The organism is Campylobacter iguaniorum (assembly GCF_000736415.1).
Classification (GTDB): domain Bacteria; phylum Campylobacterota; class Campylobacteria; order Campylobacterales; family Campylobacteraceae; genus Campylobacter; species Campylobacter iguaniorum.
Genome location: NZ_CP009043.1, coordinates 873,216 through 897,730, shown reverse-complemented (window position 1 = coordinate 897,730; position 24,515 = coordinate 873,216). Strand labels below are relative to the sequence as shown.

Sequence of the window (24,515 nt, the reverse complement as noted above, 5' to 3'; positions counted from 1 at the left end):
AAGATTTAATAAAATTTAATATAAGAGAATTATTGTTTAATAAATTTACGATTTTATAGCTATAAATTTAATCATTTATAGCTATAATCAAACTATCAGGATCTATAATCAGCATTTATTTTTACGTAAGTATGACCTAAATCACAGCCATAAGCAGTAAATTTGCCATCACCAATTCCAAGCGAACAAGAGATTTTATAGCTATCTTTTTGCATTACAGCGTGGGCTTTAGCTTCTCTTTGTTCATCAAGCTCTGGATGGTCCTTATCAAAAACAAGTACATCATCATAGTAAATAACTAAGCTTTTGTCGCAGCATTCTATGCCGCTAGCTCCTATGGTTGAAGCGATTCTTCCCCAGTTTGGATCCTCGCCAAAAATGGCAGTTTTGACTAGAAGAGAGTTTGAAAGAGCTTTTGCCCCAACTTCAGCCTCCAAGTCATTTAGGGCGCCATTGACTTCAAAAGCCACCACTTTCGTGCTTCCTTCGCCGTCTTTGACTAAATTTAAAGCCATATTCAAAGTAATTTGCTCTAATGCAAATTTAAACGCTTCTTTGTTGTAAGTCCCGCTTTTTCTTGAAGTTAGCAGCATTAAAGTATCATTTGTGCTAGTATCTCCATCGACGCTAACAGCGTTAAAGCTATGTTTTACGCAACCAGCTAGAAGCTCATCCATATCGCTTTTTGGGATATTTGCGTCTGTTAGGACAAAACAAAGCATTGTGGCAAATGCTGGATTTATCATGCCTGCACCTTTGCAAATGCAAGCTATATTAAAGCTACTTCCATCTTCAAGCTCAACTCTAAAAGCAAGCTCTTTTTTGAAGCTATCAGTAGTCATTATCGCTCTTACAGTTGCGTCGCTATCTCTTGAGTTCAGATCAAATTTACTCGTTCCAGCGATGATTTTTTCTTTGTTTAAGCGATATCCGATGACGCCAGTTGAGCTCATTATAGGATTTGTTAAATTTACATTTTTGCCTATCTGGGCAAAAATCTCATCTATATCATTTATTCCAGCTTCTCCAGTCATCGCATTTGCGTTTTTTGAGTTTAGCAAGATGAAATTTGTCTTGAAATTTGGCTCATATCTCAAAAAATGTCTAATCGGAGCGGCTTTAAATTTATTACTAGTAAAAACAGCGCTCACATCGACAGGCTCATCGCTTCTGATAAATCCCAAATCATTGTCGCCATTTGGTTTAAACCCAGCACTGACGCCGCCAAATTTAAACCCTTCAATATTTTCAAGTCCATTTTTAAGACTAATTAGATTAAACATATTTAAATTCCTCTGGTTTGTGTTTGCTAAATATAAGTTTTTTTGTAGCTCTTATGCTCTCAGCAGTGCCGATAACAAGGAGCTTTGAGCCAGTTCCTATGAGTGTATCGCCTTTTGGCATTGGAGTAAATTTATTATTTTGATCTCTTATGCCTACGACATCGGCGTTTGTGATATCACGCAAATGCGTCTCTTTAAGCCTTTTAAATCTAAGCCACGAGAGCTCAGGTACTTTTATCTCTTCTATATCAATTGGCGAATCTTTTTTATACAAAAACTGCTCAAGCATATTTTCCATATCAGGACGTACACTGACTGCTGAGAGACGTTGAGCGACTAGTTTTGATGGGCTTACGACCGAGTTTGCACCTAGTTTTTTAAGCTTTTGTGTGTCATCGTCGTTTTCTGAGTTTGTCATGATAAAATACGGCTTGACTCTGCCAAGCTCTTTTTCATAAAGCCTTACTGAAGCGATCAGCGCTATATTATCAGCGATATTTGGGCTAAGAGTTATGAGACCTTTTGCGCTTGATAAATGAGTCTTTAGCATAGCATTTTGAGTGTGTGGCTCATCAACGATAAAATATGGATATTTGTATGTTTCAGCAAGCTCTGGCAAATCTTCTCTGCTATCAATCACAACAAAAGGTATGTGATTTTCTCTAAACTGTCTAGTTAGCTCAATCGTATAAAGATTGTGGTAGCAAATCACAAAATGGTTTTTAAGCCTAGCTATTTTATATAGCATATTTCTCTCCTTTATAACCTTTGTCAAAGCGCCTTTTTTAAGTACTTCTATAACAAGACCCATAGAAAAGGTAAAAACACCAAAACCCATCAAAATAAAAGTAATCGTAAATAGCCGTCCAGCCGTGCTAATAGGGGCAACTTCAGTAAATCCAACGGTCGTAAAAGTCATACCAGCTTGGTAAATTCCATCTATTAAAGAGAAATTTGCTATGACGACATATCCAAGTGATCCAAAAAGCATCATTAAAACAACGGCGATTAGTGGAAGTCTGAAAGATTGTAATTGTTGATAAAGTTCTGTGTTGAGATTGTATTCGGGTTTGGACTCGTTTGTCCAGTTGAGGAATTTTTTAATCTTTTGAATTAAAGACATAAATTCCTCTTTTTAATCATTTAGTTTGATTGTTTTTTCATAGTTCTTAGTGTAGAAGCTGCAACTTTTATTTTTCTAGTTGTTCCATCTTCAAGCATAACGCGAACTGTACGAAGGTTTGGCATAAATCTTCTTTTTGTTCTGTTATTTGCGTGGCTCACGTTGTTTCCAACCATTGGGCCTTTTCCTGTTATTGCACATCTTTTTGACATTTTCTTTCCTTACAAACAAAAATTTGGGCTGATTATAGCTAAATAAAATATAATTTTAGCTTAAATATAGCTAGTTTTAAGCCATTTCTTAATCTGAGATTTTTATACTTTTATATACGATTTTATATAAATATTAGGCTTATTTTGTTAAAATCTTCCTAAAATCAAAACAAATTTGGATAAATTGATGAATGATGATAAATTTAAAAGGGTAAAATATCTAAGAGCGTTAGAAAAATTCGCCAAGCTAGTCATACGTAATCTCAAAAGAGAGGATTATGATGAGCAAAGATTTACCACTTTGGTTACTAAAAATTTAGAAATATTGCAAAAAGTCGAGCCTGTATTTTTGGATCAACCATACGCAAAAGCACTTTGTGAGTTTTCAAATTTAACCATAAATTCCACAGATCGCTCTGTGCTTTTAAAATCAGCAAATAATCTTGAAAAATTAAAAAATGCAAAAAACTACAAAAAAGAAAAACATAAAAAAGGTGGATATGATGAGTACTAAATGCGTTATTTTCGATATGGACGGCACCTTAGTTGATAGTAAAAAAGCTATTTGCAAAACCATAAATTACATGAGAAGTGGGCTAAATATGTCAAATTTAGACGATGAGTTTATCATCTCAGTAATAAATAATCCAAAAAAAGATGCCATAAAAGAGTTTTATGGCTTTGATGAGATAACTTTGGATATGAAGCTTGAGTTTGAAAAACAATTTGATAAAAACTATGAGCTTTATACTGTTGTCTATAAAGAGGCTATAGAGCTTTTAGCTACTTTAAAGTCCAGCAGGTACGCTCTAGCTGTCGCCACAAACGCACCTCACGCTACTATAGAAAGCATACTTAAAAACTGTGGGATACTAGATTATTTCGATACGATTATAGGGGCAGGTGAAGGTATAGCTCCAAAGCCAGATCCTGCGATGCTAAATATTATAAAAGAAAAAACTGGTTTAGAATGCGTATTTATAGGAGATAGCAAAAAAGATTTTCTAGCTGCTAAAAATGCCAAAATGGAGTATATAAATGTTTTGTGGGGCAGAAATGAGAGCATAGATGAGGCTAAAAACTGCAAAACAGTTAGTGAGGTAATTAATATTTTATATTAGTTGATATTTATTTTGTATTTTAAATTTAGAAGTAGAATTATTTTAAATTTTTATAATAAAGGCTTTTGATATTATTTTCTTAATTTTTTATAAAAATAAAAAGTAAATAGCTTAATACTTATAAGAATTAACAAAAACTTTGGTAAAATTAAAAAAATTTAATAAAAAGGACAAAAATGGCGGACATAATCTACACCTACACAGACGAAGCTCCAGCGCTTGCTACATACTCGCTTTTTCCAGTGATTAAAGAGTATCTAACAAGAGGTGGCATAGATATAGAAACTATGGATATATCGCTTACTGGTAGGATTTTGGCAAACTTTAGTGAGTACTTAAAAGACGAGCAAAAAGTTCCAAATAATCTTGAAATTTTAGGAGAAATGACAAAAGAAAAAACTGCAAATATCATTAAACTTCCAAATATTTCAGCTTCACTTCCACAGCTAAATGCTGCTATTGCTGAGCTTCAAGCAAAAGGATACGCAGTACCTAACTATCCAGAAAATCCAAGCAATGAAAAAGAAGCAGATATAAAAGCAAGATATGCAAAAGTGCTTGGAAGTGCGGTAAATCCAGTGCTTAGAGAAGGTAACTCAGATAGAAGATGCGCTGCGGCTGTTAAAGCCTATGCGAAAGAATTCCCACACAAAAACGGTGCTTGGGACTCAAGTATAAAAACAAAAGTTGCTTATATGAGTGATGGCGACTTTTTTGGCAACGAAAAATCAGTCATAGTAGATCAAGATAGTAAATTTAAAATAGAGTTCATCTCAAAAGATGGTAAAAGCGAACTCCTAAAAGACGGCATAAAAGCTGGCAAAGGCGATATCGTAAGTGCAACTTATCTAAGTGCGAATAAACTTGATAAATTTATCAAAAATTCAATTGAAGAAGCTCAAAAAGATGGTCTTTTGTACTCAGTGCATTTGAAAGCCACTATGATGAAAGTAAGCGATCCAGTGATTTTCGGTCATTTTGTTAAGGTATTTTTTGAAGAGATATTTAGCGAATTTAAAGCTGAACTAGAAGCTGCTGGAGTAGTGCCAAATAACGGTTTAAAAGATCTTTTTGCTCGCATAGAAAACCTGCCTTGCAAAGATAAAATTTTAGCCAAATACAATGAAATCCTAGCCAAAAATCCTGATCTTGCTATGGTCGATAGCGATAAAGGTATTACAAACCTGCACGTTCCAAGCGACGTTATAATCGATGCTTCAATGCCAGCTATGATAAGAAATAGTGGCAAAATGTGGGACAAAGAAGGCAAAACTAGAGATACGCTAGCCGTAATTCCAGATAGAACCTACGCGACAATATATGAAGCTACAATAGATGATCTAAAAGCAAATGGTGCACTAAATCCAGCTATCATAGGAAGTGTCTCAAACGTCGGTTTGATGGCTAAAAAAGCAGAAGAATACGGTAGCCACGATAAGACTTTTATAGCTAAAACTAATGGCAAATTTGTAGTAAGTAGCGAACACCAAAAGATGGAGTTTGACGTAGAAGCTGGAGATATTTTCCGTGCTATTCAGGCTAAAGATGAAGCGATAAAAGACTGGATAAAACTAGCTATAAATAGAGCAAACGCGACAAAATCTCCTGCTATTTTCTGGCTTGATGAGACTAGAGCTCATGATGCAAGCATGATAAAAATCGTAAAAGAAGAGCTAAAAAAATATGATATTTCAAATCTAGATATAAGTATAGCTGAGCCGACAGATGCGATAAAAAGAAGCATATCTATCATAAGAAGTGGCAAAGACGCTATCAGCGTAACTGGCAATGTTTTAAGGGATTATTTGACTGATTTATTCCCGATTTTGGAGCTTGGCACAAGTGCAAAAATGCTCTCAATCGTTCCACTTTTAAATGGCGGCGGATTATTTGAAACAGGAGCTGGCGGAAGCGCACCAAAAATCGCTCAACAATTAATAGAAGAAAATCACCTTAGATGGGATAGTTTGGGCGAATTTTTAGCTCTTGGAGCAAGCTTAGAGCATCTAGCTAATGTCAGTGGCAAAAAAGAGGCAAAAATACTTGCAGATACTCTTGACCTTGCAATCCAAAGCTATCTTAAAAACGACAACTCTCCACGCAAAAATGTAGGTGAAAACGACAACCGCGGAAGCCACTTCTACCTTGCATTTTACTGGGCAAATGAGCTTGCAAATAGTGAATTAAAAGATAAATTTAGCCAAATTGCAAAAGCTTTAAATGATAGTAAAGATGAGATTGTAAATGAACTAAATGGCTCTCAAGGTCACAAAATGAAAGTCGGCGGATATTATAAATTCGATGATAAGTTAGTATCTGCTGTAATGCGCCCAAGCAAATTTTTTAACCAAGCACTTGAGAAATAAGTTGAAAATCGCAATAATCGGCGCTGGAAATGTAGGAGCAAGCTGTGCAAGCTTGCTTACTTGCAAAAGTGTATGCGAACAAATCGCGCTTATAGATATTAATGCGAATTTAGCTAAAGCGAAAGCACTTGATCTATCTCACATGGCTGCTATTTTGGATTTGGATATTAAGATAAATGGCAGCGATGATTATGAGCTTTTAAGAGATTTTGATATAGTTGTCATCACTGCTGGTTTTGCTAGAAAAGACGGGCAAAGCAGAGAAGATCTAGCCAAAGCAAATGCAAGCATAGTTTCGCAAAGCGCAGCCCAGATAGCTAAATTTGCACCAAATTCAATCATAATAGTCGTAACAAATCCACTTGATCTAATGGTTTATGTAGCATTAAATGCTAGCAAATTTAAGCCAAATAAAGTGATCGGTATGGCTGGAGAACTAGATAGTGGAAGATTAAAATTCCAAATCTCCTCACAATTAAATACAAATGTTACGAATTGTAACGCTATATGTTTGGGAATGCATAATGATTCTATGATTTGTCAAAAAAGCAGCATGAAAGTGGGCGAAAAGGCACTAAGCGACGTGCTAAGCGATGAAGATATTCAAGGTATTATCCATAGATCAAGAACAAGCGGCGCTAAGATAGTCGAACTAATGGGAACTTCAGCGTTTTATGGGCCAGCAGCTGGTGTTTTGAAGCTCTGCCAAAGCATAAAAAATGAGTCAAATAATACGCTTGTATGCTCGGTTTGCGATGATAGTTTGATACCGACTGGAAGAGTGGTTAAGCTTGATAAAAATGGATTAAAAGAGATAGTTGAACCAAATTTAACCAACGAAGAGGAAGCTAAATTGCAAAATAGTATTGATAATCTTATATTATTTATTAATACTATTTATAAATAAGCTATAAAAATTAAGAAAAAATAAAAATGTTTATTTAGTTATTTAGCAAGTCTATTTTATCAACTTTTTTAAGTTAAATTTATAAAAATTAAAGTTACTTTAGCATAGATATGTTTAGATAATTTTATTTTGGTTTTTGTGATTCTTAAATGTTTTAAAAAACTCATTTTTGAATTTAGTTTGTACTAGTAAACAATGAAAGAAAATAGGAGAATACTATGATAGAACAACCAGCCGGTATACCTGTTTGGGTTGATGAGAGTAGGTGTAAAGCCTGTGATATCTGCGTAAGCTACTGTCCAGCAGGAGTTTTGGGTATGAAAGAAGATGTTCATGCTGTCCAAGGTATGATGATCGAAGTCGTTCACCCAGAATCTTGTATAGGTTGTAGAGATTGTGAGCTTCACTGCCCTGATTTTGCTATTTATGTAGCTGAGAAAGGGTTTAAATTTGCAAAAGTTACTCCAGAAGCAAAAGAAAGAGCTGCTGCTGTTAAAGCAAATCACTTTAGGAAACTTAAATAAGGACAACAAATGAGAGAAGTAATCACAACAGGAAATGCGCTAGTATCAAAAGCGGCAGTTGAGTGTGGATGTAATTTTTTTGGTGGTTATCCTATAACTCCATCAAGTGAAGTTGCACATGAATTAAGCGTTTTACTACCAAAAAATGGCGGTAAATTTATACAAATGGAAGATGAGATAGCTGGTATTTCAGTTGCTCTTGGTGCGGCAATGAGTGGGGCTAAGGCAATGACAGCTAGTTCAGGCCCTGGAATCTCACTAAAAGCTGAGCAAATCGGACTTGGTTTTATCGCTGAAATTCCTTTAGTTATCGTAAATGTTATGCGTGGTGGTCCAAGTACAGGTCTTCCTACTCGCGTAGCTCAAGGTGATATTTTGCAAGCTAAAGCTCCAAGCCATGGCGATTATTGCTCTATTGCAGTAGCTCCAGGAAGCTTAGATGAAATTTACACTGAAACAGTAAGAGCATTTAACCTAGCAAACCGCTTTAGTACCCCAGTTTTCTTGCTACTTGATGAGACAATCGGTCACATGCAAGGCAAAGCTATGGTTCCAGAAATAGCCGATCTAAAAGTCGAGCCAAGACGTGAGTTTAAAGGCGATCCAAAAGATTACAAACCTTATGAAGCTGCAGCTGATGAGCCAGCTACTTTAAATCCTTTCTTTAAAGGTTATCGCTATCACATCACAGGTCTTCACCACGGCGAAACTGGCTTCCCGACTGAAGATGGAGCTTTGGTTGATTACAATATAAAAAGATTATTTAACAAAATCAAAGGTCATATGGACGAAGTATCAAACTATGAAGAATACAAACTAGATGACGCTGAGATCTGTATCATCTGCTATGGCAGCGTGAGTCTTGCAGCTAAAGAAGCAGTTGATAAGCTAAGAAATGAAGGCATTAAAGTTGGTATTTTCCGTCCTATTACTCTATGGCCAAGCCCAGAAGCTAAACTAAAAGAGATCGGCTCTAAATTTAAAAAGATTTTAGTAGCTGAGTTAAATTTAGGTCAATACCTAGAAGAAATTGAAAGATGTACTTTAAGAAATGATTTCAAAACACTACTTAAAGCAAACGGTCGTCCGCTTAGTCCAAGCGAGATTATAAGTAAAGTTAAGGAGTTTTAAGATGGCTTTTAACTATGATAATTATTTAAGAACAAGCAAAATGCCTACACTTTGGTGCTGGGGCTGTGGTGATGGTGTCATCTTAAAAAGCGTTATGAGAGCTATTGATGCTATGGGCTGGAACATGGATGATGTGTGCGTAGTAAGTGGTATTGGCTGCTCTGGTAGATTTTCAAGCTATGTAAACTGCAACACAGTTCATACAACTCATGGTCGCGCCATAGCATACGCAACTGGTATCAAACTAGCAAATCCAGAAAAACACGTAATAGTAGTAACTGGAGATGGAGATGGTCTAGCAATCGGCGGAAACCACACAATACATGGTTGCAGAAGAAATATAGATATAAACCATATTTTGATAAATAACTTCATTTATGGTCTTACAAACTCTCAAACAAGCCCTACAACTCCACAAGGTTTTTGGACTGTGACAGCTCAATGGGGAAATATCGATCCGAACTTCGACGCTGCTAAGCTTGCGACTGCAGCTGGTGCTACATTTGTCGGACGTGAAAGCGTGATAAATCCAGCTAGAATAGAAAAACTTCTAGTGGAAGGATTTAAACACGAAGGTTACAGCTTCTTTGATATTTTCTCAAACTGCCATATAAATTTAGGTAGAAAAAACAAAATGGGCGAAGCTACTCAAATGATTGACTGGATCGACCAAAGAACAGTCTCAAAAGTCAAATTTGACGCTCTTAGCGATGAAGAGAAAAAAGGCAAATTCCCAACTGGCGTTCTTCACAAAGATGAGAGCCATATAGAGTATTGTAAAGCTTACAGCAAGGTTATCGAAGCTGCTCAAAACAAAACAAAAATCAACTTTGAGGAGATAAAATGAGTAATCGTGAGTTAAGATTTGTCGGCGTTGGCGGACAAGGTGTTATCCTAGCTGGTGAAATTTTATCAGCTGCAAAGATCGAAGCTGGCGGATATGGGGTGAAAGCTTCTACTTATACTTCTCAAGTGCGTGGTGGTCCAACAAAAGTTGATATCATCCTTAGCGACAAAGAGATCAGATACCCTTACGCAAACGAGGGTGAGATAGAGTTCATGCTAGCAACTGCTCAAAAAAGCTATGATACTTTTAAAAGCGGTGTGAAAGATGGCGGAATCATCGTAGTTGAGCCAAATTTGGTTACTCCAAGCGAGGAAGATAAAAAACGCTGGAAAATTTATGAGATTCCTATCATTTCTATCGCAAAAGATGAAGTAGGAAACGTAATCACTCAAAGCGTTGTAGCTCTTGGCGTGGCTATTGGCTTTACTGGCGTTATGGACGCAGAAATCGTCCGTAAAGAGATGCTTAGCACCGTTCCAGAAAAAGTCAAAGAGGCTAATAACAAAGCTTATGACCTTGGTCTTGCTTACGCTGCAAAATGCTTATAATCTAAATTTTCGGGCTATTTTTTAGCCCGAAACATTCTTTTTATTCAAATTTAACAATATATTTTATCAACTTTTTTATTTTTATAAAGTAAATAGTATTTAAGCACAATTTTTGTCTTATTTAGATAAAATACGAAATTAAATTTAAAAATAAGGATAAAAAATGTCAAAAGTAGGCGTGATTTACGGATCAAATAGTGGCGATACAAAAGAAGTTGTGCAGTATATAGCTGCAAATTTTAATAGCGAAATAATCGATGTAAAAGAGCTAGAGGCTGAGTTTTTTACTAAATTTGATAAGTTTATATTTGCTGCTTCGACTCATGGTCAAGGTGAGCTTCAAAAAGACTTCAAAGCTAAGCTAAATTTGGTTGCAGAGGCTGATTTTGGCGGTAAAACTATAGCTTTGGTCGGCGTTGGTGGACAAGTCAAACACCCAACTACATTTTTAGACGGTTTGGTTGAGTTTTTGCCACTAATCCGTGGTGCAAAACTTGTTGGTGCTAGCGATGTTGATGGATATAAATTTAAACATTCTTTGGCATTTATAAATGGCAAATTTGTAGGCGCGTGCATTGATTTCAAAAACGATCCAGAGTGGAAAGCAAGAGCTGATAAATGGGTCGCTTCGATCAAAGGCGAATTCTAATCTAAATTAGATAGCGAATTTAGATTATCAAAATAGGGTGCAAAAGCACCCTATAGCTCCTAAATAATTATAATTTAACCTTTAAAAGTTTGCCACTTATCATTTGTGGTATCCAAAGATATTTTCCATCATAAAATATATCAGCTGGCCCTTGCATAGCTGGAAGATCTAGTTTTTTATAACCATTTTTATCTACTTTATACACTACACCGTTTTTTGCATCTACCCAGTCACTTATATAAATATTTCCATCTTTGTCCACAACTAAGCCATCAAATGAGCCTTTTAAGTCATTTACTTGAGTAAATTTACTACCGTCAAATTTGACAAAACTAGCTGGATTTTTGCCATTTGGATCATAACCAGCTACAAAAAGTTCGCCATTTACCATAGCCATTCCATTTGGTCCGCCCTCTGTTTTTACATCCATTTTTGCAAACTCTTCGTATGATTTTTGAGTTAAGTTTATTTTATGGATTATGCCAGTTCCAGTATCGCTGACTAGAGCTTCATTTTGGTTTAGCTTTGTGATATGGTTTAGAAAAATGCTATCTTTTATAGGTATAAAAAGTAGTTTTTCGCCACTTTTTTCATCAAAAATCTTGATTTCGTCAATGTCAGCTACAAAGATTTTTCCACTATCAACCAAAAGTCCCTTTGGAGCATTTAGCCCTTTAATAAACTCTTTTGATATAACTTTTCCGTTATAATCAAGCTTTGAGATAAATCCGTCACCGTCTTTGCTGAGTGGATCAAGCTTTGCTCCTAGCTGTGAGATATAAACGTTTTTATTCATCACAAAGACACTTTCTGGATTGCTTAAATTTGAGATTTCTATTTTGATTTGCTCTTTTGCTTGTAAAGAGAGTGCTAAACTAGAAACAATGCTAAATGCGACTAATGTTTTTTTCATATTATTTCCTTTAATATTTTATAAAATTATAAAAGAAATTTGATATAAAATATATATTTTTTATGTTAAATTATACTAGTTATTTGATATTTTTAGTTTATATGGAGTTGTGCCAAATTTAGCTTTAAATCTAGCTATAAACCACGCTGGCGAGCCAAATCCACATTCTAGACAAATTTGATTTATATTTTTATTTGAGTTTTTGACTAATTGCAAGGCTAGCTCAAATCTCTTATCATCTAGCCATTCTTTTGGACTTTTGCCAAAAACTAGCTTAAATTTTCTACTAAAACTACTTATATCCATTTTAGCAGTTTTAGCCATAGAAGCCACATTCTCATAGATAAAATCTTCAAAAAACATACTTTTAAAATCAAGCAAATTCAGCCTTTTTATCTGGTTTATATAGGATATAAACTCTTTATTATTGCTTTTAACTAAATACAAAAATAGCTCTTCAAATTTGAGATCTAGTATCTCTTTAACATCTAAATTTGAGTTATATAAATTTAGTGATTCAAATAAATTTATGATTATATTATTTTTTGCAATAAAACTTATATTTTCATTATTATTTTGACAAGGCTTTGTGGTTATATTGTATTTTTTGAGAAGCTTTATGATAATTTCATCGCTAAAAAATAGTATCCAAGACTCATAGCTACCATTTTTACTTATATCGCTTAAAGTATGGCTAGTCGAAGGCAAAAATAGCAATTCTTGCTGATTTATAGTATATTTGTTTTTAGGAGTAATTACTATTTTTTGACCAGTTTTGACGTATATTATTGCATTTTGTCTAAAGCTTGCTTCATAGTTTGGCGTGGATTTTTCTACCTTATATTTTACAAAAATAAGATTATCGTTGCATATATTTTGGTATTTGTTTAGTAGATCATTTGGTAAATTCATATCAATTTTCTTTTATTTTTAATGAATTATACCATAAAAGGCTGCAAATTTACAGCCTTTTATGAGTTTTAAAACGCCACGTAGTTATTTGTTTCTCTCCTTTTCCCACTCATCCCATGAGTTTGGTTGATGAAATTTTTGCTCATAAAGCATTGAACCAAGGTTTTTATGGCCTACGTGTTTATGGCAGTCAGTACATTTCATAGCGTCTTTTGTGCCTTTGAATTGCACGTATTTTTCATGCATTTGATTTGTCTTTCTAGTAATATTTCCATCACTTACTTTTAGGATATTTGCGTGGCATTTTAGACATGAACTATCAAAAGTATAGTTTTTTCTAGCATGTTCTCTATTGCCAAGCCAGTCTTTTTTCTTGGGATCGCCAAATATTGTAGTAAATCCCTCTGCAACGCCGTTTTTAGCCTTGGTAAATAGATATCCTATATTGCTATCATGAGGCAAGTGGCAGTCTGTACATGTGACTTTGACACCGTGTTTTGCACTAGCTCCATGCACAGTGTCGGCTAAGTTTGTCTGAGCTATAGCTCCATCCCAAGCATGACAAGCCCCACAAAATGGATAATCTCCAGTGACTTCTACTACTTTTTTACCACCAAAGATAAGCACTAAAGTAGCAATGAGTGTTATTGCAACAATTGTTATAACTTTTTTCATCTTTTACCCCTTACTTAACTTTTAGTTTTTTCATAGATTCTTGCGTGTGACATCTTAGGCACATATTTAGCGTTGGTTGGTGTGCTTTATGACAGTTATCACAATCAAGCGCTGCGTAGTGCGGACTTTTGTGGATATTATCATTATGACCTAGACCGCCAGTTGCCTCAGCTAGTTTATCATAGCTTCCATGGCAGGCTAGACATGAGCCTTGCATTGCTGAAGAGTAGTCTTTTTGCTCTTTTTCTAAGTGACAGCTTTTGCAGTCTAGATTTAGCTTTTGGTGCACTCCAGTTATAGGAAATGCCTTTTGGCTAAAATCAGTTATTATCTCGCCTTTTTGGTTTACAAGTGGATCTAGCTGTAAGCCAAAAACACAAGCACAAAACATAAATAAAGCTAAAATTATAGTTTTCATTATGCACCCCTTTTATCGTTATATCTTTTTGCTAGAGCAGCTCCAGCTCTTTTGCCATATACCAAGCAATCAAGCACAGCATTTGAGCCAAGCCTATTAAATCCGTGTCTTCCACCAGTGACTTCACCACAAGCATAAAGCCCAGCAACCAACTTCATATCGTTGTTATATACTTCACAGTCTTTTGTGGTCTTTATCCCGCCCATACAGTGGTGCACCTTTGGTCCTGGACGAGCTGCGAAAAATGGCGGCTTTTCTACTTTGATAAATTTGCCCTTATACGCAGAGTAATTTCTGCCAAATTTAGGGTCTTTGAGATCTGGATTTTTAGATACTGCATCAACCCATTCATTATATTCTTTAAGCTCTTGTAAAAACGGCTCTTTGTTGATACCATAATAAGCTATAAGCTCATCCATGGTTTCAAACTGCTTAACAGCGCCCACTGCCATGCCGCGTTGTAAGTCTTTGATATCAACAGTTTTTGTACCTTCAATATCCATGATTAGAGTAGGTGGGTTTGTGCCTTTTTCATTCATACCCCAAATCGCGTCGCTCGCACGTCTTCTATCTGTTATTTCATTGACAAATCTAAGCCCAGTTTTTGGATTTACCATAAGACCATACGCGTAAGCTCTTGTTATCCAGCGATACGCAAACCCAAAAAACGGCTCATCTTGACTTGTTACATGAAATCTTTGCAAATGCTCCATATCTACAAACTTGATATCATCATTTATAAGCTTTCTTACTGTATATCCTGTAGCTCCCATGTGGTTTGTCGTAAGCACATCTTCTTTCAAAACTGGATCAAATTTGATTCTAAATTTAGTATCGGCTGACCATCCGCCAGTAGCTAAAATAAGCCCACCATAGCATCTATAGTAGCGAACTTGACCGCTTTTGTTATCCTCTTCAGCTGCAAGCCTATCAAATTTAAACTCATACTTTTCGCGAACCTTTATCCCCACGACTTCACCATTATCATTGTAAATTATGTCGTCCATGATAATGCGAGTTCTTATCTGACCGCCGATTTTTTGTATGGTTTCTTGAAGTGGACGAGTGATGTAGCTACCAGCTCCAGCTGAGTGGCTTCTTGGATTTGTATGTCCGCCACTTCTACTTACCCATTTGAATTTAACTCCATTTTTTTCAAGCCAAGTAAAGGTCTCAGGACCAGAATACACCATAACTCTAACAAGCTCTAAATCATTTAGATCTCTACCGCTTTTTAATGTATCTTTTATCTGAAGTTCTGGATCATCTTTTATCCCATCTCTTTGCTGGATCCAAGTTCCAGCTACTGCGATACTTCCTCCGCTATATGCTGAGTTGCCACCAAGATATGGCATTTTATCTATCATCACGCAGTTTTTTAGACCATAATCCATCAATGATATCATAGCTGCACTTCCAGCAAAACCACTACCAACTACTATAGCATCAAAGCTCTCATCCCATCTTGGCACGTCATTTGCGTGAACCTTACCAAAACTTAAAGTTGGAAGCAATGATACAGCAGCCATTCCGCCAAGCATTTTTAGCGTATGTCTTTTGTTAGTATCCATTTTTATTCTCCTTATGTTTAAAATCAAAAACAATGGAATTATAAATGAATTAAAAATTTACAGAAATAAAAAATGTGCTAAATTTGTTAAAAGCATTATTTGTTAGATAATGTGTAGATATGATAAATTAGGTATCTAAGCTATATTTATGTATATGAAATTTATTTTATCAAATTCATTTTTGGTATAAAATGCTATAGGAATTTCGTGCTTATAAGCTTCATAATCATAAAAAACTGTATAAATTTTGTTTAAAATAAGCTCTAAATTTAAACCAGTACGTATGAAATCGACTTTTACAAATTTTAATTTTCTTATAGTGATGTCTGGATTTGAGTTTGTTTTTGCGCCGTAGATTAAATTTGAATATTCTATCAGAAAATACCTGTCGCCTTCTAAAAACTTAGCATTATTTTGACTAAATGTAATAGTAAGGTTTAGCTCATCCATAAAAATTTCTTCATAATAAAGCTCATCTTTAATAATTTCTTTTTTGGATTTATCTCTAAATGCACTCGGACTTAGCTCAAATTCTTTATTAAAAGCTCTACTGAAGCTTTCTATATGCGAAAATCCACTATTATAAGCTATATTTGATATGGTTTCATTCGTAAAACTAAGTAAAAATTTAGCCTTATTTAAACGAGCTTGCCTTAGATAATTTGCTAAAGTCTGACCGGTGTAGTTTTTAAACATTCTTTGAAAATGAAACTTTGAATATCCGCTTATCGCAGCTAGTTTATCGATGCATTGGCTATCGTCATCTATATTTTTATGAATAAAAAGCAAAACCCTATCAAGCGTTCCATCATACTCTTTTTTTACCTCTTCATAGCTTATATCTTGGAACAAAAAGCTTATATCATCATTTGCATCAGTTGTCGTGACAAGATAAGTTTTGCCGTTTATCGTAAGATTTTTATACTGCTCATGAGTGCTAAAAAATCTCTGTTTTTCTTCATCTAAAATATACTTTGAGTTTAGGATATTTTCTTTTAAATTTGATCCATTAAATATATCATAAAAGCTTTCAAGCTCTTTTGAAGTGATGTTAAAACTCTCATCACAGCTAACCAAAACGGAGCTATTTTTATTCACTAAAGCATCTTTGATAAACTCATTTTGCTTGCCAATGAGTTGGTCGCTTTTTTGATGTTCTTTGAGCCAAAATAAATTTGTAAAAAAGTATATAAATACAAAAAAACCATAAAATATCAAATTCATCATAAAAAACTCACTCAAACTACTTGTGTAAATTTCATCATTTCTCTCAAATACAATAAACCATTTTGTACCTAGTACAGGGAATTTGATATAGTTTGGGTCATTTAAATTTATACTTTCGCTCTTTGTTGTTTTGCCAAGTATTTCGCCTTGCGAATCGATCAAAAACAAATCCTTGTCATAAAGCGATTTATATTCATTAAAATAATTTGATATAAACTTAAATGGCTGACCACCACAAAATACCCCAACATCACCAAAAATCCTTATAGGAGAGCAGATAGAAACACTTCTAAGCCCTAAACGCATACTAAAATATGGTCTTGTGACTATAGTCCCACCAGCGTTTAAAGCGTCATTAAACCAATCTCTTTTTACTGGAGTGTAGTTGTGTGGTGTGACAAACTCTTTATCTGAAATAAAAAATTCTCCACTTTTTAACCCAAGTATAAGATATGGGAAATTTGAGTTTTTTTGCAATTTATACATAAGCTCTTGCAAGGATTTATGGTCTTGGAGGTTTTCTTCTTCGATGAGTTTTACCATTTTATTTACATCGATGAAATTTGCTTTATTCCAATCATCGATTTTGAGTTTTACTCTATCAAAAACGCCTTGTTCGTATCTGCTAATGCTGTTTTTTAGAGTGGTGTAGTTGTAAGCATAATTTATAAAAAGAAATACAAGAAAAATAAAGCTAATAGCAAAAAATGGTTTTGTATCTCTTTTTATAATGCGTTTCATTTATACAGTATCGTTCCTAAGCGAACCATATTTGAACCGCATTTTATGGCAAGCTCAAAGTCGCTACTCATACCCATTGAGCAGATTTTTGCCCCGTGATTTTGTAATTTTTCATATATTTCGCGCGTTAGCTCAAAGCTTTTTTGGACTATTTTTGCGTCATCTTCATGAGCTCCGATACTCATCACACCAACTAAATTTAGATTTTTGCACTCATCTTTAATACGCAAAAACTCTTCTATCGCCTTGTCTGGATCCACGCCTTGCTTAGTATCTTCGTGGGCTGAGTTTATCTGAAGCAAGCAATCAAGCTTGAAATCAAGCCTTTTATCCACAGCTCTTGCCATTTCTAAGCTCTCGCAACTTTGCCAAAGAGTAGGGCGAAGAGAAATGAGATGATTTATCTTATTTGTTTGAAGCCTACCGATAAAATGCCAGTTTAAATTTAGCTCGCTTAAAATCTCTTTTTTGCGTTTTAGCTCTTGAACTCTGTTTTCGCCAAAGTCCATTTGACCTTGTTTATATAGCTCCAAAACCTCGTTTTCGCTCACGTTTTTAGATACAGCAATCAGCTTTGCATCACCAACTTTTTTTAAAATTTCATCAAATTTCATTCATAAACTCCTGCAAGTCGTAACAAATCATTAAATATCGTAAATGCCATCAAAGCAAACAAAAACATCATAGATCCATAGCTTAACGCGTTAAAAACCCTTTGATTAACAGGACGGCGAAAAATCATCTCATAAAGGTTGAAAACTATATGTCCGCCATCTAATACTGGAAGCGGGAGTAGATTTAGCACGCCTAAATTTACAGATATTAAAGCCACTATAAGAAATAAAACTGATAAATTTATCTGAGATGCCTTGGTCGTGATGTCAGCCATCGCCACGATTCCACCCATTTCTTTGAGTGGAACTGCGCCGATTATGAGCTTTTCAAGCCCTTTGTAGATGAGTTTTGAAGCCTCAACAGTCTGGCTAAAAGCATAACTCAAACTAGAAAATCCACTATGATAAACCTTAATTATGTCGCCATTTGGAGAAATCCCAATGAGCGGAACCTCTACTTTTTCTCTAAAAATATTTATGCTTTCGCCTATTTTTGGGGTTAAGATTATATTTAGAGTTTCATCTCCTCTTTGCACGACTAAGTCTAATGGAGAGAGGCTAACTTGTCTTTTTATATCTTCCCATTCGTTGATTTTCACGCCATTTATGCTCAAAATTTTATCATCTTTAACTAGCCCAGCACTAAGTGCAGCTGAGTTTGGCAAGACAGTCCCGATATTTGGCGCTAGCTTATCAACGCCCATAAATCCTATGGCAATATACAAAAAAAATGCAAGCAAGAGATTAAAAAACGGCCCAGCAAAAAGTATAGCGATGCGTTTAATAGGGCTTAAAATATTGTAGCTGTCATGGTCGTAATTTTTAGTATTTGGGTCTAAATCATCTTGCCCTTTTAGCTGCACGTATCCACCAAGCGGGATAGCACTAAGGCAATAATCAGTATTGCCAACTCGTTTTGTATATATTTTCTCCCCAAAACCAACGCTAAATGTATTTACTCTCACACCAAAAAATCTAGCAACCAAAAAATGCCCGAGCTCATGGAAAAATATCAAAAACGAAATCGCCAAAATCGTCACACTAAAATGCACTCCATAATGCCAAAATGCAAACGCTAAAATCATCAAAAATAGAACCAAACTCTTCAAATTTATCCTTTTTTTGTATTTAGTATATCATAAATTTACAAAGAAAATCTCAATAAAAAGTTGTTATTTTATTAAATTTTATGTAATGAAACGCTAAAATAACGCAAAATTTTAAAGGTAAATTTATGTATGTAGCACCAAGCATTTTATCGGCTGATTTTGGAAAGCTAAGTGATGAAGTAAAGGCTATTTGCGAGGCTGGAGCTGATCTTGTGCATGTAGATGTGATGGACGGACATTTTGTGCCGAATTTGACAATTGGACCCCTTGTAGTAAAAGCCGTAGCAAAGGCAGCCACCAAGCCACTTGATATACATTTAATGGTAGAAAATGTGCCGTTTTTTGTGGATCTGTTTTTGCCACTCAAACCAAAGTTTTTAAGCTTTCACATAGAAGAAGAAAAGCACCCTTTAAGGCTCATTGACCACATCAGAAAAAACGGCGTTAGCCCTGCAATCGTGCTAAACCCACACACGCCAGTTTCATCGCTAGAATACATCATAAAAGAGGTCGATATGGTGCTTTTGATGAGTGTCAATCCAGGATTTGGCGGTCAAGCATTCATACCTTCAGTGCTTAAAAAAATAACCCAGCTAAGAGAACTGATAGAAAAAACAAGCTCAAAATGCCTAATAGAAGTCGATGGCGGCGTAAATGGACTAAACGCTCCAGAGCTAGACGAGGCAGGAGCTGACATAGTCGTAGCTGGCAACTTCGTCTTTGGCTCAAGCAGTTATGAAGAAGCTATAAAAGCATTAAAGTTGTAAATTTGGAAAAGAAGCTAGAAAACTTTATAAATTTGCTTGGCAAAACTAGTCTAAATTTCCATGATTTTTTGCAAAAAGCAAACGATATTGAAGAGATAAAAGAGCTGATAAATATAAGAAATTTTGATGATTGGCACGTTTTGGGGCTAAATTTACTCAAAACAGAAACTGGTAAAATCACACTTGAAAGTAGATATACGGAGTTCAAAGATCAAGTTTTTTGTGTGGTGGATATAGAGACAAATGGCGGGATAAAAACTGGTCAAATCATCGAAATAGGTGCCGTAAAAATCCAAGATGGCAAAGAAATAGGGCGTTTTGAAAGCTTTGTTTATGCCGAGCAAATCCCAGAAAATATCAGTGAGCTTACTGGGATTTATCCCTCGCATTTAGTAGGTGCTCCAAGTCTTGCAAGCGTGCTTGAAAAGTTTAAAATATTCTTAGGAGATAGCGTTTTTATCGCTCATAATGTCAAATTTGACTATGATTTTATCAGCGCTAGCTTAGAAAAAATCGGTTTTGGAATGCTACTAAATAGGCGAATTTGCACCATAGATCTAGCACGTCGCACGATCCCATCGCAAAAATACGGGCTTGGCACTTTAAAAGAGCTTTTAGGCATAAATAACGCCCACCATAGAGCCTTAAATGACGCAGTTGCGGCAGCTTTGATATTTGAAGAGTGCGTTAAAAGAGTGCCTTGGAGTGTCCAAAGCGTCGAAGATCTGATAAATTTTAGCAAAACAGCCAAAAGCTTAAAGCTCCCAAACACGCCATTTATCCAAAGCTAGTTAAAGCTCACCGGATCTATGTCAGCACTGCCGCCAAATCTGCTCGCCACATTTGCAGCCTTTAAAAGCGGTATATGTGAGCTTGAGCGAAGCATAATCTCTCTTCTAAATTTAGAGTTGATAAACTCTATCAAGGCCTTTCCATGACCGATAATCTGCAAATCAGGTATGCTTGCTATATTTTTTAAAATTTCTTCTTCTAAATTTTGCGCGTTTGCTTCACTTTTATCGCTTATGATTATCCTAAGAAGCCTTGCAAATGGCGGATATAATGGATTTCTAAACTCCAGCTCATCTTCTATAAATTTATCATAATCGCTGATATAATTCTCAAAAAAATCTTTTTGCAAAGTCTGGATAATGACTTTTGCTTTGCTAGCTCGCCCAGCTCTTCCAGCCACTTGCATAGCAAGCGAGAGAGTCTTTTCGCGCGCCCTAAAATCGCAGTATTCAAGGTGTTCATCAAGCCCCATTATCACAGCCAAATCGACATTGTGATAGTCATGACCCTTACTTAGCATTTGAGTGCCGACAAGTATGTCTATTTTTTTGTCATTGAAGTTTTTAAGAAGCGTTGTGAGCTTTTTGTGCGTTGTTATCTCGTCTTTATCAAATTTAGCTATTCTTACGCCTTCAAACTCACGCTCAAGCTCCAAGACAAGCTCACTTGTACCGATTTTTTTGGATTCTAGCATTTGAGAGTCACAATTTGGGCAGCTTTTTGGGATAGGCATAGCAAACCCACAATAATGACACCTTAGAGCATTTGTCTTTTTATGCAAGCTCATCGAAACGCTACAATATGGGCATTTTATACTTTTATTGCACTCCTTGCAGAGCAAAAACTTAAAATTCGCCCTTGTAGGCAAAAACACAACAGCCTGCTTACCTGAATTTAGTGAGTTTCTCAGCTCATTTATGATGGTTTGGCTAAGCGCTGTCGCGCTCTCATCGTAGATGAACTCTTTTTGAGATTCAAAAAAAGTCCCCTTGAGCCTAAAATGGTTAAATTTATCAAAGCTACTCACGCTTGGCGTCGCACTTCCAAGAAGCACTTTTATACCAAATTTAGCCAGATAAACGCTTAAATCCCTTGCGTTATAATACGGCTTTGAGCTGCTTTTGTAGCTGTCATCATGCTCTTCATCGACGACTATAACGCCCAAATCGGTAAATGGTAAAAACAGAGCCGACCTAGCTCCAGCAATTAGCTTTATCTCGCCGCTAAAAAACTTCTCCAAAAGCTCTTTTTTAGATTTTTGAGTGATTTTTGAATGCCAAATCCCAACGCCACACCCAAAATACTCTTCAAGACGTTTTTGCATTTGTGGGGTTAGTGAGATTTCTGGCATCAAAAACAAAGCCTGCTTGCCGGCGTCTAAAAACTCTTTGATTAAAGAGATGTAAACCTCGCTTTTGCCACTTCCCGTATCGCCAAAAAGCAGTGAAATTTGATTTTGTTTTGCGTAGTTTAGAGCCTCAAGCTGTTTTGGGCTTAAATTTGGAGATTTGGTAAATTCTCCTTTAAATATTTTTGTATCCAAACACGGCTCAAAAAGCCCAGATGCCACGCCTAATTCGCAAGTATAATAATAAGATATAAACTTCAAAAGCTCTATTTGAAGCCCTGTGAGTTTGGCTCCAGTGAGTTCTAAAATTTCGGCAGTTTTGAAGCTTGGCTTATCAACCTCACGCACGATATAGCCTGTTTGAATTTTGTTTTTTAGTTTGATTTTTACCTCTGAGAATGGCTCTAAAAGAGTGGTAAATTCATAAGTTAGTGGTGGAAGCGAGGCACCACTAATAGCTACTTCATAATAATACATTGATTATTATTTATAGTTCGCTTTCTATTTTTTTGCATAATTCATTTGTATCATCACATTTAAAAGATCCATCATCTTTTTTATATGTAAAAGTTACGGTTTTACCATCTAAATTTAGCGTAAATGTATTTTCAGATTTTGTCCAGTTTTTTGAAACGTTTGCAATTGCCGTTATCTCTTTGCTTGATAGATCAGGATATCCAACTGTGCCTTGCAAAAGATTCTGGTTTTTCATAAGCATTATGGCAGATCGCAATGCTGCTACTTCGACTTTAGCTTTTGTTATTTGCGCGTCTTCTTTGTTTGCGACTAGTCTTGGCACAGCGATAGATGCTAAAACACCAAGTATAACTATGACAAAAATAAGCTCAACTAAAGTAAATCCCTTTTTCATATTTTTTCCTAAATTTATTTCAAAGTCTTGTCTAAATCGCCAAGGATTTTATCCATTTCAGACTCTTGAGTGTAGTTTTCATGGCATTTTTGCACAAAAGCAGTCAGTAGCTCTTTGACGCCAAATTGATATTTGTCATTTAGCAGCTTTTTTATATCAGCCGCAAAAGCCTCTGCGAAGTCGTCTTCTAGTCTTATAGTGTAGTCTTTAGAGGCTATTGTAAGGACTATTTGTTTCATTTACCAAGAACAGCTTCAACTTGTTTAAGTAGGTCGTCGCTAGCAAGATTTTGAGTTTTTAGCTCTTCTTCAAGGCGCATTATTTGATTTGTTTTAGCTTCATTTTGTGCTTTTACGCTTACAAGCTCGTTTCTCAAAGCCTCGTTTGCTTCGCACACTTCTTCATATTTTAGCATTAGTTCAGTTACTTTTGAAGCTAGGGTATTTAAAACTTTTTCATTTTCAAACATAATCATTCCTTTATTTTTTAAAAATATAATCTAATTTTAGCATACTTTTGTTCATAATTATCTGAAAATAGATATGTTTTTATAAAACTATAAGCCACATATAATGCAAATTTTTATATTAGATTAATGTGTTTGTAATTATAATTTCGTTTGTAATATATCCTTAATAGACATATTATATATTTTTTATTTATATTTTTATAAATAACCAACAAATCCAAAAGGAGAAAAACGTGTTTGGCAAAAAACCAGAAGTCATAATCCCTAAAGAAGAAAAGCCAAGTCCTGAAATAGACGAAGCTAAATTTGAAGCTTTAAGGCTGGAAAATGAGACATTAAAAGCTCAAAACAAACTTTTGAAAGATCAAATGGACATAGTTCATTTAATGATCAAAGGTGAAAAATTTGATTTTTCTTCTATACAAAAGAATTTAGAAAGACTCTCAAGAGTAAAATCGATATCTCAAAAATCAGATCAATGCTTAGACGTGACAAAATCATTAAGCGAGCTTACTAACGATCTTATAAAATCGATAGTATCTATAGCAGAAACGACAAATAGATCAAAAGATGTAGCTTCAAATTTAAATAGAAGTGTAGAAGAGATAACAAACATTATAAATTTGATAAAAGATATATCAGATCAGACAAACTTACTTGCTCTAAATGCAGCTATCGAAGCAGCACGTGCAGGAGAGGCTGGAAGAGGATTTGCTGTAGTGGCAGATGAAGTAAGAAAGCTTGCCGAAAAAACACAAAAGGCGACTGGGGAAGTTGAAGCAAATATCAATATCCTAAAACAAAATGCCGTAGAAATGATAGAAGTAAATAATAACGTAGATAAAAGCTCAACCATAGCAAACGATAGTATAAACGGACTTAAATCAAATGTCGATCAAGTCTATGAAATATCAGATATGATAGGGTTTGAGTCTATGTGCGCTTACTACGAGATATTTATATCACTAGCAAAATGCGACCACGTAGTTTTCAAAATAAACGGTTATAACAACGCTATAACGTGTCCAAATAGCCTTGGAGATCATAAAAACTGTCGCATTGGAAAATGGTATTTAGCAGATGCAAAAGAGGTTCTTGGAGACGCGACAAACTACTCACTCATAGATGAACCTCACGCAAATGTCCACAAATACGTAAATGGCGGACTAGATATAATAAACAAAGAGGGCAACCTAAGATCTGCTATAGATATGTTTAACCATGCAGAAGAAAACTCTAATCGTCTATTTGAGATACTAGACAACTTAGTTCATGAGATCATAGAGAAGAAAAGCAAAAACTACAAAAATACGCATTTAGAAGATTGATTTTATCTGTGTTGGTAAATTTAGATTTTGCCAACACAATTTAATACTT

27 protein-coding genes and 1 pseudogene are annotated in these 24,515 nt (G+C 35.2%); 13 read left to right on the top strand and 15 right to left on the bottom strand.

The features are described from left to right. Positions 1–95 precede the first annotated feature (95 nt). From argJ to rpmB, 3 genes are read right to left on the bottom strand one after another with little or no spacing between them, the layout of a single operon-like run. Positions 96–1,283: a bifunctional glutamate N-acetyltransferase/amino-acid acetyltransferase ArgJ gene (gene argJ, locus CIG1485E_RS04460; RefSeq protein WP_038454161.1), complete on the bottom strand. Its 1,188-nt coding sequence runs from the start codon at positions 1,281–1,283 to the stop codon at positions 96–98. Beyond that, the gene (locus tag CIG1485E_RS04455; RefSeq protein ID WP_038454158.1) at positions 1,276–2,406 is read right to left on the bottom strand and encodes a potassium channel family protein; all 1,131 of its coding nucleotides are present in this window, start codon (positions 2,404–2,406) and stop codon (positions 1,276–1,278) included. The genes argJ and CIG1485E_RS04455 overlap by 8 nt, the downstream gene beginning before the upstream one ends. A gap of 20 nt (positions 2,407–2,426) precedes the next feature. Next, on the bottom strand, positions 2,427–2,618 hold the full coding sequence (rpmB, locus tag CIG1485E_RS04450; protein ID WP_038454155.1) for a 50S ribosomal protein L28: 192 nt from the start codon (positions 2,616–2,618) through the stop codon (positions 2,427–2,429). 187 nt (positions 2,619–2,805) lie between these two features. On the opposite strand from rpmB, the gene CIG1485E_RS04445 reads away from it, so the two are divergent. From CIG1485E_RS04445 to CIG1485E_RS04405, 9 genes are all read left to right on the top strand, one after another. After that, the gene (locus CIG1485E_RS04445; protein WP_038454152.1) at positions 2,806–3,132 is read left to right on the top strand and encodes a hypothetical protein; all 327 of its coding nucleotides are present in this window, start codon (positions 2,806–2,808) and stop codon (positions 3,130–3,132) included. After that, on the top strand, positions 3,122–3,739 hold the full coding sequence (locus tag CIG1485E_RS04440) for an HAD family hydrolase (RefSeq protein ID WP_051870922.1): 618 nt from the start codon (positions 3,122–3,124) through the stop codon (positions 3,737–3,739). The genes CIG1485E_RS04445 and CIG1485E_RS04440 overlap by 11 nt, the downstream gene beginning before the upstream one ends. Before the next feature lie 176 nt (positions 3,740–3,915). Then, complete coding sequence (locus CIG1485E_RS04435; RefSeq protein WP_038454146.1) at positions 3,916–6,105, top strand: NADP-dependent isocitrate dehydrogenase; 2,190 nt, start codon at positions 3,916–3,918, stop codon at positions 6,103–6,105. Between the two features lies 1 nt (position 6,106). Beyond that, the gene (locus tag CIG1485E_RS04430; protein WP_038455581.1) at positions 6,107–7,012 is read left to right on the top strand and encodes a malate dehydrogenase; all 906 of its coding nucleotides are present in this window, start codon (positions 6,107–6,109) and stop codon (positions 7,010–7,012) included. A gap of 218 nt (positions 7,013–7,230) precedes the next feature. Then, complete coding sequence (locus tag CIG1485E_RS04425; RefSeq protein WP_038454142.1) at positions 7,231–7,536, top strand: 4Fe-4S binding protein; 306 nt, start codon at positions 7,231–7,233, stop codon at positions 7,534–7,536. Between the two features lie 9 nt (positions 7,537–7,545). After that, positions 7,546–8,667: a 2-oxoglutarate synthase subunit alpha gene (locus CIG1485E_RS04420; protein WP_038454141.1), complete on the top strand. Its 1,122-nt coding sequence runs from the start codon at positions 7,546–7,548 to the stop codon at positions 8,665–8,667. Between the two features lies 1 nt (position 8,668). Next, the gene (locus tag CIG1485E_RS04415; RefSeq protein WP_038454140.1) at positions 8,669–9,514 is read left to right on the top strand and encodes a 2-oxoglutarate ferredoxin oxidoreductase subunit beta; all 846 of its coding nucleotides are present in this window, start codon (positions 8,669–8,671) and stop codon (positions 9,512–9,514) included. Then, positions 9,511–10,062 (top strand): 2-oxoacid:acceptor oxidoreductase family protein, encoded by a 552-nt coding sequence (locus CIG1485E_RS04410; RefSeq protein ID WP_038454138.1) that lies wholly within the window; start codon positions 9,511–9,513, stop codon positions 10,060–10,062. Before CIG1485E_RS04415 ends, CIG1485E_RS04410 begins: the two co-directional genes overlap by 4 nt. Positions 10,063–10,225: 163 nt before the next feature. Further along, a complete protein-coding gene (locus tag CIG1485E_RS04405; RefSeq protein ID WP_038454135.1) occupies positions 10,226–10,711 on the top strand; it encodes a flavodoxin domain-containing protein in 486 nt (161 codons plus the stop codon). A gap of 67 nt (positions 10,712–10,778) precedes the next feature. On the opposite strand, the gene CIG1485E_RS04400 is transcribed toward CIG1485E_RS04405, so the two are convergent. From CIG1485E_RS04400 to rseP, 8 genes are all read right to left on the bottom strand, one after another. Further along, positions 10,779–11,624: an NHL repeat-containing protein gene (locus tag CIG1485E_RS04400; RefSeq protein ID WP_038454132.1), complete on the bottom strand. Its 846-nt coding sequence runs from the start codon at positions 11,622–11,624 to the stop codon at positions 10,779–10,781. Positions 11,625–11,699: 75 nt separating this feature from the next. Beyond that, positions 11,700–12,536, bottom strand: a complete 837-nt coding sequence (locus tag CIG1485E_RS04395; protein WP_038454129.1) for a helix-turn-helix domain-containing protein — start codon at positions 12,534–12,536, stop codon at positions 11,700–11,702. Positions 12,537–12,620: 84 nt separating this feature from the next. Then, complete coding sequence (locus CIG1485E_RS04390) at positions 12,621–13,211, bottom strand: cytochrome c3 family protein (protein ID WP_038454127.1); 591 nt, start codon at positions 13,209–13,211, stop codon at positions 12,621–12,623. Positions 13,212–13,221: 10 nt separating this feature from the next. Then, the gene (locus CIG1485E_RS04385; protein ID WP_051870921.1) at positions 13,222–13,629 is read right to left on the bottom strand and encodes a cytochrome c3 family protein; all 408 of its coding nucleotides are present in this window, start codon (positions 13,627–13,629) and stop codon (positions 13,222–13,224) included. Then, a complete protein-coding gene (locus CIG1485E_RS04380; RefSeq protein WP_051870920.1) occupies positions 13,629–15,200 on the bottom strand; it encodes a flavocytochrome c in 1,572 nt (523 codons plus the stop codon). The genes CIG1485E_RS04385 and CIG1485E_RS04380 overlap by 1 nt, the downstream gene beginning before the upstream one ends. A gap of 135 nt (positions 15,201–15,335) precedes the next feature. Then, positions 15,336–17,168 (bottom strand): AraC family transcriptional regulator, encoded by a 1,833-nt coding sequence (locus tag CIG1485E_RS09190; protein WP_051870919.1) that lies wholly within the window; start codon positions 17,166–17,168, stop codon positions 15,336–15,338. Then, on the bottom strand, positions 17,165–17,782 hold the full coding sequence (locus CIG1485E_RS04370) for a YggS family pyridoxal phosphate-dependent enzyme (RefSeq protein WP_038454123.1): 618 nt from the start codon (positions 17,780–17,782) through the stop codon (positions 17,165–17,167). The genes CIG1485E_RS09190 and CIG1485E_RS04370 overlap by 4 nt, the downstream gene beginning before the upstream one ends. Beyond that, positions 17,779–18,891 (bottom strand): RIP metalloprotease RseP, encoded by a 1,113-nt coding sequence (gene rseP, locus CIG1485E_RS04365; RefSeq protein ID WP_038454121.1) that lies wholly within the window; start codon positions 18,889–18,891, stop codon positions 17,779–17,781. The genes CIG1485E_RS04370 and rseP overlap by 4 nt, the downstream gene beginning before the upstream one ends. Positions 18,892–19,016: 125 nt before the next feature. Here rseP and rpe point away from each other — a divergent pair, with 125 nt between their 5' ends. After that, positions 19,017–19,658 (top strand): ribulose-phosphate 3-epimerase, encoded by a 642-nt coding sequence (gene rpe / locus CIG1485E_RS04360; protein WP_038454118.1) that lies wholly within the window; start codon positions 19,017–19,019, stop codon positions 19,656–19,658. A gap of 2 nt (positions 19,659–19,660) precedes the next feature. Then, the gene (locus CIG1485E_RS04355) at positions 19,661–20,449 is read left to right on the top strand and encodes a 3'-5' exonuclease (protein WP_081867137.1); all 789 of its coding nucleotides are present in this window, start codon (positions 19,661–19,663) and stop codon (positions 20,447–20,449) included. On the opposite strand, the gene CIG1485E_RS04350 is transcribed toward CIG1485E_RS04355, so the two are convergent. From CIG1485E_RS04350 to CIG1485E_RS04335, 4 genes are read right to left on the bottom strand one after another with little or no spacing between them, the layout of a single operon-like run. After that, on the bottom strand, positions 20,446–22,275 hold the full coding sequence (locus CIG1485E_RS04350) for a primosomal protein N' (protein ID WP_038454112.1): 1,830 nt from the start codon (positions 22,273–22,275) through the stop codon (positions 20,446–20,448). The two genes, CIG1485E_RS04355 and CIG1485E_RS04350, sit on opposite strands and share 4 nt — an antisense overlap. Before the next feature lie 10 nt (positions 22,276–22,285). Further along, positions 22,286–22,669, bottom strand: a complete 384-nt coding sequence (locus CIG1485E_RS09665; protein WP_038454110.1) for a prepilin-type N-terminal cleavage/methylation domain-containing protein — start codon at positions 22,667–22,669, stop codon at positions 22,286–22,288. 14 nt (positions 22,670–22,683) lie between these two features. Then, positions 22,684–22,908, bottom strand: coding sequence for a hypothetical protein (locus CIG1485E_RS04340; RefSeq protein ID WP_038454108.1), 225 nt, complete (start codon positions 22,906–22,908; stop codon positions 22,684–22,686). Further along, positions 22,905–23,138, bottom strand: coding sequence for a hypothetical protein (locus tag CIG1485E_RS04335; RefSeq protein WP_038454105.1), 234 nt, complete (start codon positions 23,136–23,138; stop codon positions 22,905–22,907). Before CIG1485E_RS04335 ends, CIG1485E_RS04340 begins: the two co-directional genes overlap by 4 nt. A 626-nt stretch (positions 23,139–23,764) precedes the next feature. Here CIG1485E_RS04335 and CIG1485E_RS09700 point away from each other — a divergent pair. Then, positions 23,765–24,001, top strand: a pseudogene (locus CIG1485E_RS09700) (methyl-accepting chemotaxis protein); the annotation flags it as partial. Positions 24,002–24,055: 54 nt separating this feature from the next. Continuing rightward, positions 24,056–24,466, top strand: coding sequence for a CZB domain-containing protein (locus CIG1485E_RS09695; protein WP_407637584.1), 411 nt, complete (start codon positions 24,056–24,058; stop codon positions 24,464–24,466). The last annotated feature ends 49 nt before the right edge of the window (positions 24,467–24,515 follow it).

Coding starts and splice junctions, on each gene's coding strand:
- argJ (WP_038454161.1), bottom strand. CDS start 1,283: ATGTTTAATCTAATTAGTCTTAAAAATGGACTTGAAAATATTGAAGGG.
- CIG1485E_RS04455 (WP_038454158.1), bottom strand. CDS start 2,406: ATGTCTTTAATTCAAAAGATTAAAAAATTCCTCAACTGGACAAACGAG.
- rpmB (WP_038454155.1), bottom strand. CDS start 2,618: ATGTCAAAAAGATGTGCAATAACAGGAAAAGGCCCAATGGTTGGAAAC.
- CIG1485E_RS04445 (WP_038454152.1), top strand. CDS start 2,806: ATGAATGATGATAAATTTAAAAGGGTAAAATATCTAAGAGCGTTAGAA.
- CIG1485E_RS04440 (WP_051870922.1), top strand. CDS start 3,122: ATGAGTACTAAATGCGTTATTTTCGATATGGACGGCACCTTAGTTGAT.
- CIG1485E_RS04435 (WP_038454146.1), top strand. CDS start 3,916: ATGGCGGACATAATCTACACCTACACAGACGAAGCTCCAGCGCTTGCT.
- CIG1485E_RS04425 (WP_038454142.1), top strand. CDS start 7,231: ATGATAGAACAACCAGCCGGTATACCTGTTTGGGTTGATGAGAGTAGG.
- CIG1485E_RS04420 (WP_038454141.1), top strand. CDS start 7,546: ATGAGAGAAGTAATCACAACAGGAAATGCGCTAGTATCAAAAGCGGCA.
- CIG1485E_RS04415 (WP_038454140.1), top strand. CDS start 8,669: ATGGCTTTTAACTATGATAATTATTTAAGAACAAGCAAAATGCCTACA.
- CIG1485E_RS04410 (WP_038454138.1), top strand. CDS start 9,511: ATGAGTAATCGTGAGTTAAGATTTGTCGGCGTTGGCGGACAAGGTGTT.
- CIG1485E_RS04405 (WP_038454135.1), top strand. CDS start 10,226: ATGTCAAAAGTAGGCGTGATTTACGGATCAAATAGTGGCGATACAAAA.
- CIG1485E_RS04400 (WP_038454132.1), bottom strand. CDS start 11,624: ATGAAAAAAACATTAGTCGCATTTAGCATTGTTTCTAGTTTAGCACTC.
- CIG1485E_RS04395 (WP_038454129.1), bottom strand. CDS start 12,536: ATGAATTTACCAAATGATCTACTAAACAAATACCAAAATATATGCAAC.
- CIG1485E_RS04390 (WP_038454127.1), bottom strand. CDS start 13,211: ATGAAAAAAGTTATAACAATTGTTGCAATAACACTCATTGCTACTTTA.
- CIG1485E_RS04385 (WP_051870921.1), bottom strand. CDS start 13,629: ATGAAAACTATAATTTTAGCTTTATTTATGTTTTGTGCTTGTGTTTTT.
- CIG1485E_RS04380 (WP_051870920.1), bottom strand. CDS start 15,200: ATGGATACTAACAAAAGACATACGCTAAAAATGCTTGGCGGAATGGCT.
- CIG1485E_RS09190 (WP_051870919.1), bottom strand. CDS start 17,168: ATGAAACGCATTATAAAAAGAGATACAAAACCATTTTTTGCTATTAGC.
- CIG1485E_RS04370 (WP_038454123.1), bottom strand. CDS start 17,782: ATGAAATTTGATGAAATTTTAAAAAAAGTTGGTGATGCAAAGCTGATT.
- rpe (WP_038454118.1), top strand. CDS start 19,017: ATGTATGTAGCACCAAGCATTTTATCGGCTGATTTTGGAAAGCTAAGT.
- CIG1485E_RS04350 (WP_038454112.1), bottom strand. CDS start 22,275: ATGTATTATTATGAAGTAGCTATTAGTGGTGCCTCGCTTCCACCACTA.
- CIG1485E_RS09665 (WP_038454110.1), bottom strand. CDS start 22,669: ATGAAAAAGGGATTTACTTTAGTTGAGCTTATTTTTGTCATAGTTATA.
- CIG1485E_RS04340 (WP_038454108.1), bottom strand. CDS start 22,908: ATGAAACAAATAGTCCTTACAATAGCCTCTAAAGACTACACTATAAGA.
- CIG1485E_RS04335 (WP_038454105.1), bottom strand. CDS start 23,138: ATGTTTGAAAATGAAAAAGTTTTAAATACCCTAGCTTCAAAAGTAACT.
- CIG1485E_RS09695 (WP_407637584.1), top strand. CDS start 24,056: ATGATAGGGTTTGAGTCTATGTGCGCTTACTACGAGATATTTATATCA.